Source organism: Jeotgalibacillus malaysiensis (assembly GCF_044789845.1).
Taxonomy (GTDB): Bacteria; Bacillota; Bacilli; order Bacillales; family Jeotgalibacillaceae; genus Jeotgalibacillus; species Jeotgalibacillus malaysiensis_A.
In genome coordinates this window covers 3,546,120-3,569,371 of record NZ_CP085252.1, presented here as the reverse complement: position 1 = coordinate 3,569,371, position 23,252 = coordinate 3,546,120, and the positions used below count along the sequence as shown (strand labels likewise).

Annotated in this window: 19 protein-coding genes and 3 tRNA genes; 15 read left to right on the top strand and 7 right to left on the bottom strand. The window is 45.4% G+C overall.

All coding sequences use genetic code 11. From position 1 onward, the window contains the following. The first annotated feature begins 146 nt into the window (after positions 1-146). Together dnaB and LG330_RS18420 are read left to right on the top strand one after the other, a co-directional pair. Positions 147-1,511 carry a replicative DNA helicase gene (dnaB, locus tag LG330_RS18425; protein ID WP_404406489.1) on the top strand — a complete coding sequence of 455 codons (1,365 nt, stop codon included), beginning with the start codon at positions 147-149 and terminating at the stop codon, positions 1,509-1,511. 333 nt (positions 1,512-1,844) lie between these two features. Beyond that, positions 1,845-3,140, top strand: coding sequence for an adenylosuccinate synthase (locus tag LG330_RS18420; protein ID WP_404406487.1), 1,296 nt, complete (start codon positions 1,845-1,847; stop codon positions 3,138-3,140). Between the two features lie 45 nt (positions 3,141-3,185). Here LG330_RS18420 and LG330_RS18415 read toward each other — a convergent pair whose 3' ends face one another. Continuing rightward, positions 3,186-4,016, bottom strand: coding sequence for an STAS domain-containing protein (locus tag LG330_RS18415; RefSeq protein WP_404406485.1), 831 nt, complete (start codon positions 4,014-4,016; stop codon positions 3,186-3,188). A 262-nt stretch (positions 4,017-4,278) separates the two neighbouring features. After that, positions 4,279-4,824 (bottom strand): potassium channel family protein, encoded by a 546-nt coding sequence (locus LG330_RS18410; protein ID WP_404406483.1) that lies wholly within the window; start codon positions 4,822-4,824, stop codon positions 4,279-4,281. Positions 4,825-5,031: 207 nt separating this feature from the next. On the opposite strand from LG330_RS18410, the gene LG330_RS18405 reads away from it, so the two are divergent. The 11 genes from LG330_RS18405 to LG330_RS18355 all read left to right on the top strand — a co-directional run bounded on the left by LG330_RS18405 (position 5,032) and on the right by LG330_RS18355 (position 14,335). After that, positions 5,032-5,106 (top strand) — tRNA-Glu (locus LG330_RS18405). A 28-nt stretch (positions 5,107-5,134) separates the two neighbouring features. Beyond that, positions 5,135-5,210: transfer RNA gene (locus LG330_RS18400), tRNA-Asp, on the top strand. 4 nt (positions 5,211-5,214) lie between these two features. Next, positions 5,215-5,287 (top strand) — tRNA-Phe (locus LG330_RS18395). Between the two features lie 298 nt (positions 5,288-5,585). Then, positions 5,586-7,004, top strand: a complete 1,419-nt coding sequence (locus LG330_RS18390; protein ID WP_404406481.1) for a peptidoglycan DD-metalloendopeptidase family protein — start codon at positions 5,586-5,588, stop codon at positions 7,002-7,004. 389 nt (positions 7,005-7,393) lie between these two features. Continuing rightward, positions 7,394-8,104, top strand: a complete 711-nt coding sequence (gene yycF / locus LG330_RS18385; protein ID WP_404406479.1) for a response regulator YycF — start codon at positions 7,394-7,396, stop codon at positions 8,102-8,104. A gap of 6 nt (positions 8,105-8,110) precedes the next feature. After that, positions 8,111-9,964: a cell wall metabolism sensor histidine kinase WalK gene (gene walK / locus LG330_RS18380; protein ID WP_404406477.1), complete on the top strand. Its 1,854-nt coding sequence runs from the start codon at positions 8,111-8,113 to the stop codon at positions 9,962-9,964. Beyond that, a complete protein-coding gene (locus LG330_RS18375; protein WP_404406475.1) occupies positions 9,961-11,292 on the top strand; it encodes a YycH family regulatory protein in 1,332 nt (443 codons plus the stop codon). The genes walK and LG330_RS18375 overlap by 4 nt, the downstream gene beginning before the upstream one ends. Then, complete coding sequence (locus LG330_RS18370; RefSeq protein ID WP_404406473.1) at positions 11,279-12,136, top strand: two-component system regulatory protein YycI; 858 nt, start codon at positions 11,279-11,281, stop codon at positions 12,134-12,136. Before LG330_RS18375 ends, LG330_RS18370 begins: the two co-directional genes overlap by 14 nt. A gap of 6 nt (positions 12,137-12,142) precedes the next feature. After that, on the top strand, positions 12,143-12,940 hold the full coding sequence (locus LG330_RS18365) for an MBL fold metallo-hydrolase (protein ID WP_404406471.1): 798 nt from the start codon (positions 12,143-12,145) through the stop codon (positions 12,938-12,940). Positions 12,941-13,334: 394 nt separating this feature from the next. Next, complete coding sequence (locus LG330_RS18360; protein ID WP_404406469.1) at positions 13,335-13,742, top strand: hypothetical protein; 408 nt, start codon at positions 13,335-13,337, stop codon at positions 13,740-13,742. Then, positions 13,739-14,335 (top strand): peroxiredoxin family protein, encoded by a 597-nt coding sequence (locus LG330_RS18355; RefSeq protein WP_404406467.1) that lies wholly within the window; start codon positions 13,739-13,741, stop codon positions 14,333-14,335. The genes LG330_RS18360 and LG330_RS18355 overlap by 4 nt, the downstream gene beginning before the upstream one ends. A 229-nt stretch (positions 14,336-14,564) precedes the next feature. Here the strand turns inward: LG330_RS18355 and LG330_RS18350 are convergent, their stop codons facing one another. Beyond that, positions 14,565-15,527 (bottom strand): glutaminase, encoded by a 963-nt coding sequence (locus tag LG330_RS18350; protein ID WP_404406465.1) that lies wholly within the window; start codon positions 15,525-15,527, stop codon positions 14,565-14,567. Between the two features lie 196 nt (positions 15,528-15,723). Here LG330_RS18350 and LG330_RS18345 point away from each other — a divergent pair, with 196 nt between their 5' ends. Continuing rightward, positions 15,724-16,929, top strand: coding sequence for a S1C family serine protease (locus LG330_RS18345; RefSeq protein ID WP_404406463.1), 1,206 nt, complete (start codon positions 15,724-15,726; stop codon positions 16,927-16,929). A 192-nt stretch (positions 16,930-17,121) separates the two neighbouring features. Then, complete coding sequence (locus LG330_RS18340; protein ID WP_404406461.1) at positions 17,122-17,298, top strand: CxxH/CxxC protein; 177 nt, start codon at positions 17,122-17,124, stop codon at positions 17,296-17,298. Positions 17,299-17,977: 679 nt separating this feature from the next. Here the strand turns inward: LG330_RS18340 and LG330_RS18335 are convergent. The 4 genes from LG330_RS18335 to LG330_RS18320 form a co-directional block, all read right to left on the bottom strand. After that, positions 17,978-18,391: a GGDEF domain-containing protein gene (locus LG330_RS18335; RefSeq protein ID WP_404409674.1), complete on the bottom strand. Its 414-nt coding sequence runs from the start codon at positions 18,389-18,391 to the stop codon at positions 17,978-17,980. 12 nt (positions 18,392-18,403) lie between these two features. Continuing rightward, a complete protein-coding gene (locus LG330_RS18330) occupies positions 18,404-19,552 on the bottom strand; it encodes a PAS domain S-box protein (RefSeq protein WP_404406459.1) in 1,149 nt (382 codons plus the stop codon). Between the two features lie 295 nt (positions 19,553-19,847). Continuing rightward, positions 19,848-21,479 (bottom strand): L-lactate permease, encoded by a 1,632-nt coding sequence (locus LG330_RS18325; protein ID WP_404406457.1) that lies wholly within the window; start codon positions 21,477-21,479, stop codon positions 19,848-19,850. Between the two features lie 259 nt (positions 21,480-21,738). After that, entirely contained in the window at positions 21,739-23,175 is a 1,437-nt protein-coding gene (locus tag LG330_RS18320) for a DASH family cryptochrome (RefSeq protein ID WP_404406455.1), read from the bottom strand. Positions 23,176-23,252 lie beyond the last annotated feature (77 nt).

Here is a 23,252-nt window from a genome sequence, read left to right as displayed (position 1 = left end):
AGGGTCTTCTGAAACCAAATGGATCCGTGATATACTGAATGTATAACTTGGATGACAATAAACAGATAAAAATGCCGGGACTATGCGAATTTCCTGAGGGAAGCATAGTGCCGGCATTTTATACAGCAACACAGGAGGGATCCGACGTGAATGAACAGTATGCCGACCGCATGCCGCCGCAAAATATAGAAGCTGAGCAGGCCGTGCTTGGCGCTATCTTTCTAGAACCCCAGTCACTGATATCTGCGCAGGAAGTCCTCATGCCGGAAGATTTTTACCGCAGTGCCCACCAGCGTATTTTTGACGTCATGATCAGCTTAAGTGATAAAGGAAAAGCAATTGACCTGATCACGGTCACTGAAGAGCTTGCAGCCATGAAAGAGCTTGAAGACGTTGGGGGAATCTCCTATTTAACAGACCTTGCAGGTTTTGTACCGACTGCAGCCAACCTTGAGTACTATGCGCACATTGTCGAGGAAAAATCACTTTTAAGAAGGCTGATCCGCACAGCGACAACGATCGCTCAAGATGGCTATGCACGTGAGGATGAAGTTGAAAACCTTTTAGCTGAAGCCGAGCGTAACATCATGGAAGTGGCAAACCGTAAGAACACAAGCGCCTTCCACTCGATGAAAGACGTGCTTGTGCGTACTTACGATAATATCGAGATACTGAACAGCTCACAGGGTGATATCACAGGAATTGCAACAGGATTCAATGAGCTCGACCGCATGACAGCAGGCTTCCAGCGTAACGACCTGATTATCGTTGCAGCCCGTCCGTCAGTTGGTAAGACCGCTTTCGCCCTGAATATTGCTCAAAACGTTGCGACGAAAACAGGTGAAAACGTTGCGATCTTCAGTCTTGAGATGGGTGCCGAGCAGCTTGTGATGCGTATGCTCTGTGCTGAAGGAAACATCAATGCGCAAAACCTGCGTACAGGAGCGCTCACAGATGAGGACTGGCGAAAGCTGACCATGGCCATGGGAAGCCTGTCAAATGCCGGTATTTATATTGATGACACGCCTGGCGTGCGCGTACAGGATATCCGCGCGAAATGCCGCCGTCTGAAGCAGGAACACGGACTCGGTATGATTCTGATTGACTACATGCAGCTGATCCATGGTACAGGAAAGCCCGGCGAGAACCGTCAGCAGGAAGTATCGGAAATTTCCCGTTCACTAAAAGGACTTGCCCGTGAGCTTGAAGTACCGGTCATCGCACTGTCTCAGCTATCCCGTGGCGTAGAATCACGTCAGGACAAGCGTCCGATGATGTCTGACTTACGTGAGTCAGGAAGTATTGAGCAGGATGCCGATATCGTTGCCTTCCTTTATCGTGATGATTATTACGATAAAGAAAGTGAAAACCAGAATACGATCGAAATCATTATTGCCAAGCAGCGTAATGGCCCGGTTGGTACGGTGTCACTCGCATTTATCAAGGAATATAACAAATTCGTTAACCTCGAGCGGCGACTCGATGATCCGAATATGCCGCCTGGTGCGTAAAGCCTCCTTTATGGGGGCTTTTTTTGCGTGTGTGGTCGCTGTTGAGTGACGTGTTTTGCCGGTTGAGGTAGCGATACACCCGGGGTGAGTCGTTTGTGCTTTAAGTTGTACGTGTTCACTCTGTATTCGTACCAATCCCTTAGCCAAAAAACTGTCACATTCACACAAATCAGTACCACACAAATCAGTAAATCTTTTCATTTATCGAAATAAACGAATATAAACTATCATTTAATCAAAAATGTTCGTCTTTACATTGACTGACCCCTCAATGACTGGTAAACTGTTCTTGTTTGATAAAAAGGGTGTAACAGCCTGACGGAGGTGCGTTCCATGTCTTCAGTAGTTGTAGTAGGAACTCAATGGGGAGATGAAGGTAAGGGTAAGATCACTGACTTTCTCTCAGAGCATGCAGAAGTAATTGCACGCTATCAGGGCGGTAATAATGCAGGTCATACAATTAAATTTGATGGAGAAACATATAAACTGCATCTGATTCCATCAGGGATCTTTTATAAAGATAAAATCTCTGTGATCGGTAATGGAATGGTTGTAGATCCAAAAGCGCTTGTGAAGGAACTGAAGTATCTTCATGACCGCGGTGTCAGCACAGAAAATCTTCGTATCAGTAACCGTGCACACGTGATTCTTCCATACCACATCAAGCTTGATGAAGTGGAAGAAGAGCGTAAAGGCGCGAACAAAATCGGTACGACGAAAAAAGGAATCGGTCCTGCTTATATGGATAAAGCAGCACGTGCCGGTATCCGTATCGCTGACCTTTTAGATAAAGAGTCATTTAAAGAAAAGCTTGAACATAACCTGGCTGAGAAAAACCGTATGCTCGAGCGCTTCTATGAAGTGGAAGGCTTTACGATGGACGATGTTTTCGAAGAATACTTTGAATATGGCCAGCAGATCGCGAAATATGTTTGCGATACATCTGTTGTGTTAAATGATGCACTTGATGAAGCGCGCCGCGTGCTTTTCGAAGGTGCACAGGGTGTTATGCTTGATATCGACCAGGGTACATACCCATTCGTTACGTCTTCAAATCCGGTAGCGGGTGGCGTAACAATCGGTTCAGGTGTTGGACCGACGAAAATCGGTCACGTGGTAGGTGTATCTAAAGCCTATACAACGCGTGTCGGGGATGGTCCATTCCCAACTGAGCTGCATGATGAGATCGGCAGCCAGATCCGTGAAGTCGGCCGTGAATATGGTACAACAACAGGCCGTGCGCGCCGTGTTGGCTGGTTCGACAGCGTTGTTGTACGTCACGCACGCCGCGTAAGTGGACTGACAGACCTTTCACTGAACTCAATTGATGTATTAACAGGCATCAAAACACTGAAAATCTGTACAGCTTACCGCCTTGACGATGAAATTATTACAGAATATCCGGCAAACCTTCGCACACTTGCAAAATGTGAGCCGATCTATGAAGAGCTTCCAGGCTGGGACGAAGACATTACTGGCGTACGTTCACTAGATGAGCTTCCTGACAATGCACGTCACTACCTTGAGCGCGTATCACAGCTGACAGGTATCCCGCTATCAATCTTCTCAGTAGGACCTGACCGGACGCAGACGAACGTTGTGAAAAGTGTATGGAGAGTGGAAAAATAAATGACATGAAAAAAGGGTACCTGCGAGCTGCAGATACCCTTTTTTCTATATAATTTTAACATCCCAATTTTTGACTGCCTGCTGCACATTGGAAAATGTCTGAATATTCTTGAAATTAATGCCATTTAACACAATATGCTGCGCAAGCTCGGGACGCAGACCGCTTACATTTACATCTACCCCAAGCAGCTTAAGTACATTGGTGATATCAAATACATGTCCGGCCACTTCGTTATCAATCGTCACAATACCTGAAAAATCAATAATCACGCAATCTGGATTCATATCACTGATCGCAGGAATCGTCTTCGTCATCAGGTGCTCTGCGCGTGCAGAATCAATCTTACCAATCAGCGGCAATACAACGACTCCCGGCTGAATCGGTACAATCGGTGCAGAAAGCTCAAGAATTTCTCTGCGGCTCTCTTCATTAATTTTATTCTTATACTTCTCGAACATCAAAATTGATTCACGCATATTAACATCCAGAATGAAATTCAACCGGTTTAACACAAAGAGCGTGTCCTTAGTGGAAAGCTCCTTTTGAATACAAACTGCCCCGATCAAATCACTGAAATACATTCTTGTATCAGGATAAGGGCGAATCAGTGAAGAAAGCTTATCCATCATGGATACCTGTTCTTCGATATTATCCCGACTCCATTTCAGAAATTTCTCTTCTACTGATTCCTCTTTTTCAATAATCAGCGTTTCTGAATAGAACTTGAAAAAACGGCCATTGTTTTTTCTGGACTCTTCAATCATTGACTGTGGTATTTCCACATCAACCTTATTAAGACTATATACAAGAAGTTTTTCTCCAAGCTCTTCTCCATTTTGTTTCAGGTATGAAGCAAAATCCTGAATCGAACCCATGTCAATCCCTCAATTCTATGATGTTAGTGATCCTGGTTTTCAGCCTTTTAGCTTTACTATACCCTTAAGTGTAGACTGTTCAAGCCTAGTTCTGGCGTAAAAATCATTTTTCTTTATCATCATGACGGCTTATTTAAGATATCTGGTAACAAAGAGGAAAATATAGAATCCTCCCGAGGGTATACATGAATAGTATTATACAACAGGTTCCCATGGAAGCCTATATATTGTCACTAAGAAAACAGCTGAACCGTGAAAATTGCTACTCTCTTCGCTTCAATGATATTTGCTTTATGCAAAATCCTCTCTTCCGTCGGATCGCCACTGATAAAATGGACTTTATCATGAGGAAGAGGGGTCTCGGGCGTATCTTCCACCAGAACAATTTCAGCACCGTTATTATGGTAAAGCACTTCTTTAATTGCCTGCTCAATTTTTTTCGACCAGCCGATATAGACATAATGCCCGCTTTTTTATACATAAGCCGCCCCTCCTTTTTTAAACGCTGATATGTACTTGCCGCTTCCACGATCTTTCCGATTAGTACCCTAATCAGACCGATGCCGAAGATAAATAGAAAGATCCCAACAAGCCTGCCTGCTACTGTCATCGGAAAAAAGTCTCCATATCCCACAGTCGTTAATGTCGTCATCGTCCACCAGAAGCTGTCAAACAGCGTTGGAAACGTCTCGGGCTCTATCCAGTAGACTGAAAATGTACCAAATAAAATAATAAATGCAGATAAAATCGCGATCACGCGGAAATCCATTTCAGAAAGCTGCTTCCAGAGTCTCATAAAAATATGCATGGTTTGTCACACCTTAAAGTCAATATGTTTTGTATCTTATGGAAGTTTCATATACAGATTTTAACGCTCTTTAACCCTGCCGTATATGACATGTCATACATTAACCAAGTGTAATGAAAAAACCTTAAAAACTTTCAAAAAAAAGATTGTCAGTTTTTAAAAAGTTATGGTATAGTTAGATTCGTTGCTAAGGCAGCTCAATTTTTTGGCCCGTTGGTCAAGCGGTTAAGACACCGCCCTTTCACGGCGGTAACACGGGTTCGAATCCCGTACGGGTCACCACTTATTTCATTTATACATATTTATCTTTGGTCCCGTGGTGTAGCGGTTAACATGCCTGCCTGTCACGCAGGAGATCGCCGGTTCGATCCCGGTCGGGACCGCCATTTAGGCTTTGTAGCTCAGTTGGTAGAGCAATGGACTGAAAATCCATGTGTCGGCGGTTCGATTCCGTCCAAAGCCATAAGATACGCTGCAATCGTGGCGTATTTTTTTGTGCCCAAACCTCTCCTAATAACCTCATTTCTCTACTATTAAACATCTCAATTTCCTAACAAAACAATTACAGTCAAAAAATTTTCATTACTTGAGCCCCGTTAGCATCATTCAGATCAAGGTGTTGGTAAAATTTAGATTAAAACTGGTTTTATGTCGTTTTTTACAGTTAGGCAACAAGCCTTGAGTGGCAGCTTCTATATGGTACATTTGGATGGCGCATTTTTCAGGCGCTGATTCAAGTTTACCTGTTGGAGGATAAAATAATGAAAAATAGCAATCAAAACCGTTCATTTATATATTCAGGCAAAAGTCTTAAAATATTTGCTGCCGGAGTCATGCTGTCTACTGGACTTTGGGGGTTTGACACAGAAACTTCTGCCGATTCACGCGGACTGACAGTTGTTCACCATGTGTATGCAGGTGAAGAATACGTTGGGGTTGTGACTGATCCGGATGATTTAACTGCATGGGCAGAGAAAAAAGAAGAAGAGCTTGAAGAAGAAGCTTCCGGTGATGTTAGACACAATCTTAAACTGATTCCTGAGCACGTATTTAACCCGCAGACAGAAGATCAGAAGCTGATTGATCAGGCTAAGGAAGCAACTGCATTTGAAACAGATGCTTATGAACTGAAACTTGGAGAGCATGCTATTGCTTATGTAGAGAATAAAGATGCTGCAAAGGAAACAATCAGACAGCTTAAGCTGACAGCTGTTTCTGAAAAAGAGCTCGATCGTTTTGAGAAAGAGGATCCGAATAAGGAGCTTGAGTCTGGTGACAGCCGTGTAATCGATATTCAGATTAATGGAATTGGCGAGCAGGAAGAGACACAGGTGAAACCTGACAGCCTGGTTGAACCGGAAGAAGCAGTTGAAAAACTTTTGGCTGGGACAACAAAAACGATTGATCATGAAGTAGCTGAAAAGGAAACAAAGGAAGACATCCTTGAAAGGTACGGCATGGATGAGGAGACCTTTGAAGAGCTGAATCCTGAGGCTGGAGAACTTTCTGAAGGCGTACTGATCAAAGCTGAAGAAAAGGTACCTGGTGTGGAAGTTCAGGTGAAAAAAGAGTCACGCGTGACAGAAACAATTGATTTTGAAGAAGAAGTCAGAGAAGACGGTGACCTCCTGAAAGGCGAAACGCGTGTAGAACAGGAAGGCCAGGAAGGCGAGAAGGTTTACACGGAGCTGATTACTGAAGTAAACGGTGAGCAGTCAGCTAAATCAACTGAAGATGAAGAAGTAACAAAAGAAGCGAAAGATCACATTGTACTTGAAGGAACAAAAGAAATTCCTTCCAAAGGAACAGGCTCACTTCAATGGCCTGCTGATGGCGGTTATATCTCAAGTCATCAGGGACCAAGATGGGGAGATCATCATAAAGGGATTGATATCGCAAGTCCTGACAGCCTGACGATTAGTAATGTTGATAACGGTGTTGTCGAATCAGCAGGATTTGAAGGAGATTACGGAAATAAAGTCGTCATTGATCACAATAACGGCATGCGTACAATCTATGCCCACTTAAGTGAAATTCACGTGCAGCCAGGCCAGACGGTCGGTAAGGGTGAATCACTTGGATTAATGGGTACAACAGGATTCTCTACAGGTATCCACCTGCATTTTGAAGTATACGTAAACGGTGACCTGAAAAACCCGATGGATTATCTGGATTATTAAAAGAAACACTGCTGCCGGTACCGGTTTTACTGAAAAACTGGATGCTGGCAGCAGTTTTGTGTATCTTAAATGAAATAATCTATTAATAAAGATTTATGACATAATATTTTTGAAATGCAGCTGATGATTTGCGCGTAAGGCGGCGACTCCTGCAGCGGAGAAGCGACAGGTGAGACCGTGGAAGGCACAGCCTGGAAGGGGCTCACCGCGCGGCTGCGGAAAGCGCTGTCCTTCCCGGAGAGGGTCAGCGCTTATAGATAAACGTTCTATTTCCCGGGAAATCAGCTGTTAAAATCGGGTAAAGAGTGAATTATTGACGTCAACGTGATACATTTACTATAAGACTATATAACACTCAATGATTACGAATGATAAAGGAGAATCACGAGATGGATAAAAAGATCCTAGTTGTCGATGATGAAAAGCCAATTGCAGATATACTACAATTTAACCTGAAAAAAGAAGGCTATGAGGTTCACTGTGCATATGACGGTGACGAAGCCCTTGAAAAAGTGGAAGAAATCAAGCCGGACTTAATTCTGCTTGATATCATGCTTCCTGGTAGAGATGGCATGGAAGTATGCCGTGAAGTACGTAAGAATTATGAAATGCCGATTATCATGCTGACGGCAAAAGACTCTGAAATTGATAAAGTGCTCGGTCTTGAGCTCGGCGCAGATGATTACGTGACAAAGCCTTTCAGTACACGTGAACTTGTAGCGCGTGTGAAGGCAAACATGCGCCGTCACCAGGCATTAAAAGGACAGGTTGAGGAAGAGAACCTGACAAATGAAATCACAGTAGGCGTTCTGACGATTCATCCGGATGCATATATGGTGACAAAACGCGGTGACACGATTGAACTGACGCACCGTGAATTTGAGCTGCTTCATTATTTATCAAAACATATCGGTCAGGTCATGACGCGTGAGCACCTGCTTCAGACAGTGTGGGGCTACGATTATTATGGTGATGTGCGTACAGTCGATGTAACGGTTCGTCGTCTGCGCGAGAAAATCGAGGACAATCCGAGTCACCCATTATGGATCGTAACGCGCCGCGGCGTCGGTTACTACCTGAGAAACCCGGATCAGGATTAGATTTAAATGCGGAAGGTTAATTTCTTTCAATCTATACATTTAAAGTTTGTGCTGATATACGTACTCTTAATCGCATTAGCCATGCAGATTATTGGCGTTTATTTTGTGCGTGAGCTTGAAGAAACGCTAATCGAAAACTTCAAATCGTCGATTGAAGACCGTATGAGCCCGCTTGAATACAGTATTACTCAAGAGATTAGTAATGATCTGTCGGGCGAACGGTCAGATGATGAACCTCCATTACAAGAGTCCATCCGCATACTGCTGGGTGGACTTAATTCTGAAGATATCGAGGAAGTACGGATTATCGACGCAAGAAACCGTGTACTTGGCACATCTGACGATAATAACCAGACCGTTGTCGGCCAGCGGATGAATAATGAGCTGCTGCAGCGGATGTTTATTGAAGGGGGGCCCCCTTCAAATAACCTGAACGAAACCTACGTGGACCGTGAAAGCGGGGACAGAATGTGGGTGCTTGCCATCCCGATTGTTTCAGGAAGTGATGTGATCGGGGCGATTCATATTGAATCGCGTATTGAAAACGTATACTCACAAATGGATGAGATCAATGAAATCCTGGCCGGAGGTACGGCTATTTCGCTTGTGATCACCGCTATACTCGGTGTGCTGCTTGCGCAGACGATTACCAGACCGATTGCTGATATGAGAAGTCACGCCGTTGATATGGCAAAAGGGAATTTTTCGAGAAAAGTTAAAGTATATGGTCACGATGAGATTGGTCAGCTGGCCATTACCTTCAATAATTTAACGAAAAGACTTCAGGAAGCGCGCGTCACAACGGAAGCGGAGAAACGGAAGCTCTCAAGTGTCCTCAGCTATATGACAGATGGAGTAATTGCCACTGACCGGAGAGGCAGAGTTATTCTGATTAATGACCCGGCAGCCGGCATGCTGAATGTTTCACGTGAAACAGTGCTGTCAATGTCTCTTCCTGAATTGCTGGGCATTGAAGAGGAATACTCATTTGACGACCTGTCCAGTCAGAGCGACTCACTGATTTTGAATTTTGGTACGCAGTCAAAGCCTTATATTCTGCGTGCGAACTTCTCTGCCATTCAAAAAGAAACTGGCTTTGTAAGCGGTCTGATTGCCGTACTGCATGATATCACGGAACAGGAAAAGATTGACGCAGAGCGCCGTGAGTTCGTTGCGAATGTCTCACATGAGCTCAGAACGCCGCTGACGACAATGCGCAGCTATCTTGAGGCGCTTGCTGAAGGTGCGTGGCAGGATGAAGAAATTGCACCCCAGTTTCTTCATACAACCCAGACTGAAACTGAACGGATGATCCGTCTTGTGAATGATTTGCTGCAGCTGTCTAAAATGGATAGCCGTGACTATCGTTTAAATAGAGAATGGGTTAATTTCATTGCGTTTTATCAGCGGATTATCGACCGCTTTGATATGGGGCGTTCACAGGATGTGTCGTTTAAAGTAAAGCTTCCGAAGAATCCTGTGTATGTTGAAATTGATACTGATAAGATGACGCAGGTACTTGATAATATTATTTCAAATGCGCTTAAATATTCGCCTGAGGGTGGTCAAATCGGCTTTAAGGTAGAGCTGAAAGAGCGTGAAAAAGAGATGGTTGTCAGCGTGTCAGACCAGGGTGTAGGGATTCCGCGTGAAAACCTGAAAAATATTTTTGAACGCTTTTATCGTGTGGATAAAGCCAGAACAAGACAGCTTGGCGGTACAGGGCTTGGACTTGCGATTGCCAAAGAGATGATCACCGCACACGGTGGTCAGGTCTGGGCTTCAAGTGTGGAAGGAAGAGGGACAACCATTTATTTCACACTGCCATATGATCCGGAAAGTGAGGATGATTGGGCATGATGAAAAGAATGGAGCTTTTAAAATCGATCCTGCTGTCACTGCTGGTTGTATTAAGTTTGCTTCTTACGTGGAATGTATGGTCTTATCAGCCGGCAAGCAATCTTTATGATGAGTCTGAGACAACTGTTGAGAACGTTGCGATTGCTGAAGAACGTACGACCAGAGATCTGATTCAGCCGTCACGCTTTCTTGTTCACGGTGAAGTGGCAGTGAGCGGAACATCTGATGAGAATAATATTAATACGTTAAATTCGCTGATGCAGGAGTGGAACATTTATAACGTTCAGCAAAATAATTCTTTTGATGAAGCGGATTTCCAGAACATCGTTCATGGACCAAACCGCATTGAAGTGTTGTATCCTGCAGGAATTCCGTTCAGTGCCTACCGAGATATTTTAACCTTTGAAAATACCAATCTGCCTGAAGATACATTTGACCGCTTAGTGATTGATGTGTCGGGGCAGGAGGACACGCCTTTTACTGTGTACTTTGTTCATTATGAAAATAGGGTGATCTATGAAGGGCGTGTGGATTCAACGCACCTTGAAGATTTGAATCGTGTGATCGTGTCGAATGCACCTGCGATTTATACGCCGCTTTTTGCTTATGAAACAGGTGATCGGACGATTTATCTGCCGGTTGAACGCAGAGAGTATACTAAATACCATTATAGAATGACGACGATTGATATCAATCTGTTCAGACGTGCACTGTTCCAGAACCCTGAGACAGTGGAGATGAACCAATTTGGATCTTCGCGTGACCAGTATTTTGATCAGTCATCGAACCTGATGGAAGTGGATCGCAACAGCAATACGCTTAGCTACGTGAACCCTTCTGCAGAGCTTTCAACAGTAGGCAGAGCAGGTGATCTGTTCCAAAAGAGCAGACGATTTGTGAATGAGCACGAGGGCTGGGTGGATACGTATTATCTGTACGACCTTGATGCAATGGATCAGGAAATCACTTTCAGAATGCATGAGCAGGGGCTGCCGGTCTTTAATGACAATGGTGCTGCTGAGGTTTATCAGGAGTGGGGCGAGACTAGAATTCATCAGTATGCCCGCTCATATTTATCAAAGCAATTTGAAACTCCGGTAAGTGCTGATGCGGTGTCGATTGGGTCAGGCTATGATGCCATTGAAGCCATTGAAAGTATAGAAAATTACAATCCTGAACGGCTGCAGGATGTGACAGTCGGCTATTACATGACAAGAGATTCAAATGGCAGCGAGTATATACTTGATCCCGTCTGGTATTACAAATATAATGACAGCTGGGCAAGGGTGCCAGTTATAGGAGGAGGGGATCCGGTTGGATTGGAGTAAAACGAAAACCATATTTATTATCGTATTTCTGATCCTGGATATCTTCCTTTTATTCCTGTTTATTCGAAAGTATGAAGACAGTCAGCTTGAAACAATTGGTGACCTCTCAACGACTGAGCGGCTTGCTGATGAGAATGTGACATTGGGCGAGCTGCCTGATGTAGAAGACAGTCAGCCTTATCTGAATGCGGAGTTTTACCGTTTTATGAGCGCGGATTTGCAGGAGCTTGAAGGACAAAATGCAACAATTCGTGAAGGACAGATCCTTGAGTCAGTACTCACTGAGCCGGTGGCGATTGAAAATCCAGAGAATCCTGAAGAAGTGACTGAACTGTTCGCGGATTACGTGTTAAACGGAGAGCAGTACACATTCTGGGAATATGATGAAGAAGACAATCAGCTGCGCTATTTTCAGACACATGATGATTTACCGCTTTATTACAACCTGAATGCGCAAATTGCCGTTCAGCTGAATGAAAATAATGAAGCCATTTCCTACGAGCAGACGTATCTGACATCATTTGAGGAATTTACAGAAGAACAGGAGCTGAGAGAACCAAGAGTGGTACTTGAAACCTTCTATGACCGTAACCTGATCCAGCCAAATTCAACGGCAACCGATTTGAAACTGGGCTACTATCCGTTATTTGTACAGGAATCAGGCGGCGATACAGAGGCGGTGGCAACACAGGTACTGACACCTACCTGGAAAATGACAATCGAAAATGAGGACGGCAGCCGCAATGAGCTCTTTATGAATGCGGTGGATGGCAGTATTTATGATATGTCGCAGGTAGATCTTGATTTCGAACAGCTTGAAGAAGATGACGAAACTGCGGAGTGAAGACATATGACAATGCATATGAGTGTGCTTGCAAGCGGGAGTACAGGCAATGCGATTTTTATAGAAAACGAGCATCATTCCTTCTTAGTTGATGCAGGTCTGAGCGGCAAGCAGATGGAAGGGTTATTCAGCCAGATTGACCGCTCAATGAAAGATTTGAGCGGCATTCTGGTTACACATGAACACAGCGACCACATTAAAGGACTCGGAATCCTTGCGCGCCGCTACAACCTGCCAGTGTATGCAAACGAAAAAACGTGGCATGCGATGGCACCGCTCATTGGGAATGTGAACAGCGAGCAGAAATTTATCTTCCCGATGGAGACGGTCCAGACGTTTGGCGGACTTGATATTGAATCCTTTGGCGTCTCACATGACGCAGCGGAGCCGATGTTCTACGTCTTTCATGAAAACGGGAAGAAGATTGTGGTCATGACAGACACAGGCTATGTCAGCGACCGGATGAAAGGCATCATCAAAGGCGCGGATGCCTATGTTTTTGAAAGCAATCATGACGTGGGGATGCTTAGAATGGGACGCTACCCATGGAGTATCAAGCGGCGCATTCTGAGTGACGTCGGCCACGTGTCCAACGAGGACGCTGCGGTTGCCATGAGTGAAGTCGTGACAGATAACACGAAGCGAATCTATTTATCTCACTTATCAAAGGATAATAATATGAAAGATCTGGCGAGAATGAGCGTGACGCAAACGCTTGAAGACTGTGGAATGAAGGTTGGCGAGACATTTGACCTTTATGACACAGATGCAAAAACGCCGACAGATTTGTATAAGATTGTGTGAGCACTGCCTGCGGGTGGTGCTTTTTTGATGGTGCTGGTTGTGGTTCATAGAACAAACATAATGGTTCGCAAAAAAATATCATTTACCCTGCCGTCCACTTTTCAACACCTTTGTGACATCAGGCAATTTCCCTCCCTTTTTCGCATAAATCAAGTAGACTGATAGAAGGAGAAAATAGGAGGAGGGGTATCAAATCGAATGGTATAATATCCGCGCGCTTATTATTTCATCTACACAAATCGCGCTGCTTATTGCATTTGCAGTTGCCTGGTTCCGGATCAGTCAGTCAGATAAAATCTTAGCATCAAAAGTATCAAACCTGTTTTATACATTCGTGCTCGTCTGGAAGTTCTCAAGTATTCTCTTCTATTTTGAGTACATTATGAACGCGCCGATGTCTATTTTATATTACAATGGAGGCGAAATGGGCTTACTGCTTGCAGTTGCAGCCGTTCTGCTCCAGCTTGTTTACTACAGCCGGAAAACGCCGGATGTCATTGTTCACTGGCTCCCGGCCTGGATTGTTGTGTTAATTGTTACTGAAGCGGTAAAGCTGATGCTGACTGCCTCAACCATTATAGACGCACTGCTTGTTGGTATATTTCTCGTACTACTCATTTTCATCTGGCCTAAAAACAGCCGTCTTATTAATGAAGCACCGACCCTTACACTGGTGATGGTACTCGCACTTCAATGGCTCACATTCTCGCTCAATGGCGATTTCATTACAACCGGACTCATCTACAGCTGGCTGATCAGTGCAGCCGTCTGGTTGGTTACTACAAGGAGGAAGCAATCATGATTCCACGGTTATTAGCCTTCGGATTAGTCGGCGTATTAGTCACATTTTTAATTATTAGCGTCATCAATGATCAAAAAGAACGTCAGGAGCTGAAGGCGCTTCAGGAGGAATATGCAGTTGCCCCGGCAGATAATGATAGTGCAGCACCGGTCGAATCAAGCGGCGCTGTCAAAGAGGGCAACCCTGTTCCGGCCGTTGAAGTAACAACATTTGACGGTGAAACAGTCAACCTTCGGGATTATCAGGGTAAAAAAGTGATCCTGAACTTCTGGGCAACCTGGTGTCCGCCATGTATCGCAGAAATGCCGCACATGCAGGAATACTATGAAAATGAAGCACAAGACCAAAACGTTGAAATTCTCGCTGTGAACCTGACGAGTAAAGATAACGGCATGGACCGCATCGGATCTTTTATCGACGATTACGGCCTGACATTTCCGGTTCTGCTGGATGAAACAGGCGCAATGGGTGATGAATTTCAGGCATTTACCATCCCGACCACGTATCTGATTGATGAAGAAGGCGTGATCCAGCGCAAGCTGTTGGGCCCGATGGATCGGGATATGATGGTGGATATGATGGAGGACTTGTAAGTGTAGAAACCGCCTTTTGGGCGGTTTATTTGATGTGCCACGTGGAGTTCGCAGGTATTTGGCGGATGTTCGGAGGTAAACCTCTAATGTTCAACGCTAAACGTGCTTTGTTCGAAGGAAAACAAGTGTTGTTCGCCACTCACCACGCAATCTTCGACGTTTCATGTCATTTGACCTATGCGAAAAACGCAAAAAAACTGCCAGCCGGGGCTGGCAGTAGAGTCTCTATTTAGAAAATACTAAAATCCCATTCCTCAGATATCTGCCGCAGCAGCATCGTGCCCGCTGCACTATTCCCATTTGCATCAATTGCCGGACTGAAGACAGCAATACCACAGCCTTTTCTGAATGCTTTTTCGGGAGAGTGCCATTTTGGTGGAACGGATGCCAGAATGCCGCCTGATACACCACTTTTAGCCGGGATGCCAACGTGTGCGGCGAATTTTCCTGATGAGTTGTACATGCCGCATGTGACCATCAGTACTTTTGCGATCCGGGCTACGTCATGGCTGAAAATTTGTCTTTTCTCGATTGGATCATAGCCGTCGTGCGCGATGACAAGCCCGATTTTAGCGAGATCCTTGAGGTTGATGCAGATTGCACAAAGGCGGATATAGATTTCAAGTGCTTCCTCCACGTCCAGATCAAGCAGTTTTGATTCTTTCAGGTAATAGGCAAGCGCGCGGTTCCGGTGGGCGGTTTTCCATTCGGATTCGTACACTTCCTGATCAAGCTCGAGCTGATGACCGATCATGCCTTCGACAAACAGCAGAAAACGCTCATATTTTTCCTCGACCGTGTCACCAGGCAGCATAGACGCAACTGTAATCGCACCGGCGTTAATAAGCGGGTTGAACGGCTTACCGGGTCTGTGGATTTCAAAAGGAATAATCGAGTTAAATGACTCACCTGTTGGTTCCACGTCCACTTTATCTAGTACGAAATCCAGCCCTTTAAAATGACAGAGCGCGACAAAACTGATAATTTTTGAAATACTCTGCAGCGTGAATTTCACATCACTGTCGCCGGCCATATACGTGTCTCCATCAATATCCATCATACAGATCCCGAGCTGTTCACGGTCCTGATTTGCGAGCGCCGGTATGTATTGTGCGGGCTCACCAAGCATAGTATGTGAGCGGTTATCTTCAACCCATTGCTTCAGTTTTTCAAATACTTCTTCACTTCTCATGTCACAGCCTCCTATCATACAGTCAGTATTAGTTACTTTCCCCTTACATAAAAAATCTAACCGTCTTAAAAAAGTATCCTTCAGCACATTCAATGCAATTTTTTTAAAATATTAAGCATTTTTTCATCTGATTTTCATCTTCACGCTCTATACTGTGAATCATAGAAGAGATCAACAGATGAAAGGATGAACATAAATGGGTTATTACGATGATCATACACAGGAAAGATCCAATAGAAAACGAGGGAGTAAAGCAGGCTACTTTTTTTCAAGTCTGGTGGGTGTGATTGTCGGGGCGCTGATCGTAGCACTCGCATTCCCGATGTTTGACGGGGACAGTAACACGACAATCAGCAACTCTGATACAGCAGGCCAATCCAGTGAAACACAATCGATTTCCTATGACGTTTCATCTGATGTCACAGGCGCTGTTGAAAAAGCCGGAGATGCAGTCGTTGGTGTAACGAACCTTCAGGCTGGCGGCGGTATGTTTGGTCAGCAGCAGAGTGAAGCACAAGAAGCCGGCACAGGCTCTGGCGTTATATATAAAAAAGAAGGCGACAATGCATTTATCGTCACCAACTATCACGTTATCGAAGGCAGCGACCAGGTGGAAGTCACACTTGCTGATGGAACGAAAGAAGAAGCAACCGTTCTTGGCGGCGATCAGTGGACAGACCTTGCTGTACTTCAGATCAGCGGTGAAAATGTAGAAACAGTCGCTGAATTCGGTGATTCACAGGCACTCAAACCAGGTGAACCGGTCATTGCAATTGGTAACCCGCTCGGTCTTCAGTTCTCAGGATCTGTTACAACAGGTGTTGTCTCAGGTGTAGAACGTACGATTCCTGTAGACATTAACCAGGACGGCCAGGTTGACTGGCAGGCAGAGGTGATTCAGACAGATGCAGCGATCAACCCTGGTAACTCAGGCGGTGCCCTTGTGAATATTCAGGGTCAGCTGATCGGCATCAACTCAATGAAAATCGCACAGTCTTCTGTTGAAGGAATCGGGCTTGCCATCCCAATCGATATGGCACAGCCAATCATTGAAGACCTTGAATCTAAAGGTGAAGTCGACCGCCCGACAATGGGTATTACACTATTTGATCTTGCAAACGTTCCGGCTGTCTACCAGGAGGAACAGCTGAACCTCCCTGAAGAAGTCACAACGGGTGTTGTCATTGAACGTGTTGTACCAAATTCAGCAGCAGCTAATGCAGGACTCGAAGATATGGATGTCATCGTTGAAATGGACGGCGAGAAAATCAACAACAGCATGGAGCTTCGCCAGCATCTTTACACTGAAAAGAGTGTAGGCGATGACATGCAGGTTAAAGTGTATCGAAATGGTGAGATGGTTGAAGTAACAATGACGTTAACTGATGACTCACAGCTGTAAAACATTGAGGGGCTTAACGGCTCCTCAATCTTAAATCGAAAATAATCTCCTCCCAAGGGAGTTCATATAGATTTCAAGTCCACACAAACTACAGACAAAACACTATTTCTTAAGCCTATTTTAGCAGGAGCCCTCCACGCTCCTGCTCTTTTTTTTGTGAAAAACCCATCCATGATACAATCAATCTAAAAGGTGGTGACACATTTGCGCATATTTTGCTGTAAAGAACATGTTGAATTAGCACTCGATGTGCTGATCGATGAAACAGAGGAAGTCCCTCTTTTAAAGACAGTGGATAACCATGATGAGTTGTCCACAAAGTGTGAATACTGCGATGAACCAGCCATATATCTTGTGGAGAACAAATGATCCCACACAAAATGTGGATAGAAATTGTGGATATGTGTATAACTTTTGGGGATAACCTGTTCATAAAAGTCGAACAACCTAAAATACTCAATCCGCACAAAACGACAAAATCTATCCACAGTGGACAAATAGAAAAGCGGAAGCAGGCGTTCAGGTCCGACAAGCATAAGACGCAATGAGAGAAATGGGTGACCTTTCCCATTTTCTCATTGTGGCTTATGACTCGAGGACCTGCCTGCTGGAGCTGGATCAAATAGAAAAGTGGAGATGAGCGTTTAGGGGCGTACACGTTGGACTGAGGCGTCGGAGATAAAGGAAACACGGTGAACAGAGTGAGCCGATGTTGACTTATCGGACAGAGCTGAAGGAAACGTGCTAGCCCCTGGAACTGGATCACGAGAAAACCGTAAACATTTCTACACAGAAGATCGTAAAAATAAAAAGGTGATGGAAATCGTTCAAGAGGTCATAGATAAATAACAAAAGGCGATAGATATCCGGCAGGCTCCAGCGTAGATGAGCGAATCAACAAGAAAGGTGATGTAATAAATCAAAAGCCAATAGATAAAACCAGAAAGCCGATAGATAAATCCGCCTCACCCTGCCCCAGCCAACCACCCATCGCCCACGCCAAACCCGAAAACCTCAAACAAAAACCATCTCACAAAGGAAATGGCTTCTACCTCGAGCTCCCTGACGTTTCAAGCTCCTCATTCCAAATATAAAAATCATTTTTTCCGTTACGTTTAATCTTATACATCGCCTGATCAGCCTTATGAATCAGCGTTTCGAGCTTATCGCCGTGGTGCGGATAGCAGCTGGCGCCAAGACTGAACCTGATTTCAAGCGGTATATTTTCAGCCCAGTACGGACTCTTTTCGAACCGCTTCATCAGCCGTAAGATCAGTTGTTTTAACTCGGCTTCATTTTTACAGTGAACATACGCAAAGAATTCATCCCCGCCGACTCTGGCAGCAAGTCCGTCATCGCCGATTGTTTCTTTCAGGACCTCCCCGACATGCTTTAAATATTCATCTCCTGTCTGGTGACCGAATGTGTCATTGACCGATTTAAAGTCATCGAGATCAAAGATCAGCAGGGCCGTTTACAGGCTACCTTTTAACCGGTTAGCCGCTTCCTCATAGAACGCACGACGGTTCGGCAGCTTTGTCAAAGGGTCATGATAAGCGAGAAAACGGATCGTTTCTTCCGCTTCTTTGTAGACCTGTACATCTCTTAAAATACATAAAATATAAAGATTATGCTCAACAAATACAAAATCCCCGTCGATTAAAATATATTTCTTTTCCTCGTGCTCAGTCGTCACGCGGGACTCATACTGACTGATCCGTTCCCCGCGGTCAAACATATATTGAAACCGCTCAAGTGCGCCTTCTTTCCGGTCTTCTGAAATGTAGTCAGTGAACTGCTTTCCTTTTAAGCTTTTTACATCTAGAAGCGCAAGGGCTGCAGGGTTGGCGCTTTCAATCACTCCCTGGCGGTCAATCAGTAAAATAGGAGACGGATTAATCTCGTGCAGCGTTGAAAAGCGCTTGTGATAGGAAGCGAGAAAATCGAACTTTTTCATACCGTATGCGAGCGCCCCAATCCAGATGATACCGCCATAGATATAAGGATAAGGAGGCATCGTACCCCTGAATTCAAAAATGCCGAATATAAAATTCCATACCTGAACTAAAATTGCTACCACGATCAGCAGGCTGATAATCTTCTGCTGCTGAGGCGCCACAGCTTTTTTACCGAGCTGATGAAGCATCCAGATGATAAAAAACGATAATGTGAGACCGGTAGCCATCGTCGCAAGGTAAGCAGCATTAAATTCGGGATAAATAAACAGTCCTTCACGTTCAAAAGTCGTACTATTAGTAAAGTTGCTTTGAAAGAGAATCGTTAAAGGGATCGGTAACGCTGGAATATAAAACACCCACGGATACAAAAACCCCGGTATTTTCTCATTCACACCAGTAATTTTAATGATGAAATGAATCGATAAACATAAGATCAAAAGTCCTGCATTTCCAAACACATAGGTGATCAGAAACGGACTGTACGAGATATCAACCTGCTGACGGATAAACTCCGTCGTAAATAGCACCCCGTAGCAGGCAATATATGCGCTTAACAATAAATGCTCTGTCCGTCTGTGATTTCTCAGCAGCACATCAGCCGCCATATAAAACATCATTGCAGCCGGAAGCAAATATAAAGCCATATAAATTAACAGTTCCCGCATAACATCACACCCTTTGTGTGAAATAGGACTAAGTGCCCTTTTTATACATATAAGTATCTCATAATCTGCAGGAATCAGCACGGGAAAGTTGTCTGAAAGTTTAAAAATTTGATTGGATGGAGAGTGGTTCCGGAGATTTCTTATGATGTCCATGAGATGACCTTAGACGTTCAGCAAATTACACGGGTGGTTCATGTCATTTTCACGGTGGTTCAGAGCAATCTACCATGAGTCCTAGAAATTGTGTACAATTAACTACAAAAAAGCTGCCCGCGACTCCACGGACAGCTTCCAACTATAAAAGTATGAACCCGATCACACCCGCCATCGTTACATAAAACATCATTGGCACAAGCGTCATCCGGATAATCGTTCCTTCCTTGCCGGTCAGATTTACGACAGATGCAGCAGCCACCACATTTAACACGCAGATCATATTACCGGCATTTGAACCAAGCACCTGCAGGGCAAGGACGACCTGCGGATTAGCGCCGATCTGGTCTGCGACACTGAACTGAAACAGTGAAAACATCATACTGCTGAAGGTCGCGCTGCCTGAAATAAATGAGCCAAGCGCACCGATAATTGGGGCGACGAGCGGCCAGTTGGTGCCTGCCGCGGCAGAGACGAAATCCGCCAGTTCAAGTGGCATGCTGAGCAACTCAGCACCGTTCACGCCTGAATTAATAAAAATCCGAACCATCGGCACAGCAGTTCCAAGCGCAATTGCAGTCCCGACCATTGTTTTAGCAGACTGACCGAACACGCTGCCGACAGCCTTTATACGCAGACTGTGGAGTATTGCCGTCAGCAGTACAGCGACTAAAAAAATCGTGCCGGGTAAATAAAACGGTTCAAAATAGGTCGTGATTTCTGTTCCAAGAATGTTGCTCCAGCCAACCTGGACCTCGCGCAGCCATCCTTTTAACGGGAGAGCATCAATCCGCGTCAGCACAAGGAGTGACGTGACGATCAGGTAGGGAAGCCAAGCTTTCCAGAGTGGCATCGAGGCAGATACCGCTTCAGCTTTTACCTGATCAGTTGCAGCAAAATCCCACGCTTTTTTCGGTAAAAGGAATCCTTTTTTCGCAGCGGGTACAACAATCATCAGCCCGACAAGTCCACCGATAATCGACGGGAATTCAGGTCCGAGCAGGGTGGCGACTGTGAATGCCGGTACGGTAAACGCTAACCCTGAAAAAATCGCAAACGGTGCGATCTGAAAGCCTTCCTTCCATGAACGGTTCTCGCCAAAAAAGCGGGTCAGCATGATCACTAAGATAAGTGGAATAAACGTTCCGATAAAGAGATCGATAAAGACAGCCGTGCTCGCAACCTCCTGCAAATACGGACCGATTGCAGCGCCACTAAGCTCTTCCTGCACAATAGGCGCAAGTGAGCTTCCCTGATTCAGTCCCTGGTTGACCCCGACAATAATCGGTGTCCCAACTGCACCAAAAGAAACAGCAGAACTGTCAGCAATGAGTGCGAGCGCAACAGCAGCAAGCGGCGGGAAGCCAAGCGCGACAAGGAGCGGCGCCGCAATCGCAGCCGGCGTTCCAAAGCCTGCAGCCCCTTCTATAAAAGAGCCGAACAGCCAGGCAATAATAATCAGCTGAACGCGCCGGTCAGCAGTGATCTGCGTGAAGCCGTTACGGATTGAATCCATCGCGCCGCTTTTTTTCAGCGTATTTAAGAGGAGGATCGCGCCAAACACAATCCACATGATCGAAACAGCGATGATCAGTCCCTCAATGATCGCAGCAGTAATCTGAATCGCAGGGACCTGCCAGATGAAAAACGCCAGTACAGCAGTCGCCGCCAGACTAATCGGCATCGCCTTTGTTGCAGGAAGTCTTAAAATGACAAGAAACAAAAATACAGCGACAACAGGAGTTAAAGCAGTCAGCATTTGCAAAAACGTCATCAGAATCATCCTTATCGGGTTGTAAGATACTTTAAGTATAGCAGGTTTTTTGTAGGAGGAAGGGGTTATTTGTGAATATTTTCACAAATGCTTTTGAAAGGGTTGTTGAATGGGGGGTTGGGCGTAAAACCTTTAGTGATCGGGCTTTGTGGGAGGAGGTTCAACACTAAACATGGCTGGTTCGCGTTTCAACCAGCCATGTTCGACGTTCAACTGCACATGTTCGCCACTTCGGGTACAAAGACTCACCCGTTAATCATCACTTCATCACACCCAAAAACCTCGCCTTATTCCGCTCCACCGACTGAAACAAATCCACAACCGGCGCCGGATAATGCCGCCCGATCACAACGCCTGCCGCCTGCTGACCCTCATGGTTCATCTCATAAGGTGCAAAGATTCTTGCTCCCGGCACGCGTCTGAGCTCCGGCAGCCATATTCGCAAATAATCGCCATTTGGATCATAATCCCGTGCCTGTTTTACGACATTAAACGCCCTGAATTCAATCGCATCATTGCCGACACCTGCCTGATACAGCCAGTTTCCGTAATTGCTCGACACGTCATAATCAATCAAAAGCGACTCAAACCATGCAGCGCCGATCCGCCAGTCGAGTCCTAAATTTTTCGTTAGAAAGCTTGCGACGTTCTGCCGTGCCCGGTTTGACATAAATCCGGTTGTCAGCAGCTCGCGCATGGCTGCATCGACCAGCGGATACCCGGTCTTCCCGTTCATCCAGGCTGCCTCCAATTGCTCGTCACGATCCCAAGGCGGCATGCGGTCGCGCAGGCCGGATGCAGCAAACAAATCATCGCCGTAACGCCTGTGCACCAGGTGGAAATAATCGCGCCACAGCAGCTCAAAATACAGCCAGTACGTCGAGCTGTTTTTCACCCGCTCATCCTCATAGCGCCGCACCTCATCCATCACCATCCGCGGCGATAGACAGCCGTGTGCAAGCCATGGGGAGAGCTTGGATGAATCGTCCTCTTTTAACATACCGTTACGGGTTTCCTTGTATACACGCAGCTGATCTGTTTCAAAAAAGTAATGCGCGACCCGCTTGAGTCCTTTATTCATCCCGCCGCGAAAACGAAGCGGCCCATCCAGCTCATCAAACCCAAGCGCTGATAAAGATGGAATCTCTCCCTCATCCACTTCAACATTTTTATCAGCAGCTGACGGTTTTGAAAGGGGCTGGCGCATCAGTACATCATTTTTTTCAATGCGCTTTCTAAACTGTGAAAACGTGTCGGGCACGCTATATGAATCAAACGGCAGATCCTCCGGGTCGTACAGATTATGACCGTGATCAATCGACACCTTTGACTGAAGGGCCTTTCGCACCCGGCGCTCAGCCATCTGCTCTTCGCTGCCGATTTCCTCATGCAAATATAGGCACTTCACAAAATACTGCTCATTCAGCGCAGCAAACGCTTCTGCAGGATCACCTGTGCGCACGTATAAAGGAATACCAAGCTCTTTTAGCTCGCTTCGCAGATCCTGCACACTCTCCCTGATAAACGTAGCGCGAAACTTCTCCATTTTCTTAAATCCATATTCAGTTTCCCGCATCATCTCCGGGTCAAATACATATACACCAACAACCGGCAGCCCGCTTGCCACCGCACGCCTGAGCGGCTGGTGATCAATTGTCCTCAGGTCGTTTCTAAACCATACAGCTGCAATATCCATTGGATTCGCTCCTTTTGGTAAATGTGTTAGGAATATTGTAAAAGAATAGGGGAGTGGAAGGAAGTTTGGGTCGGTTA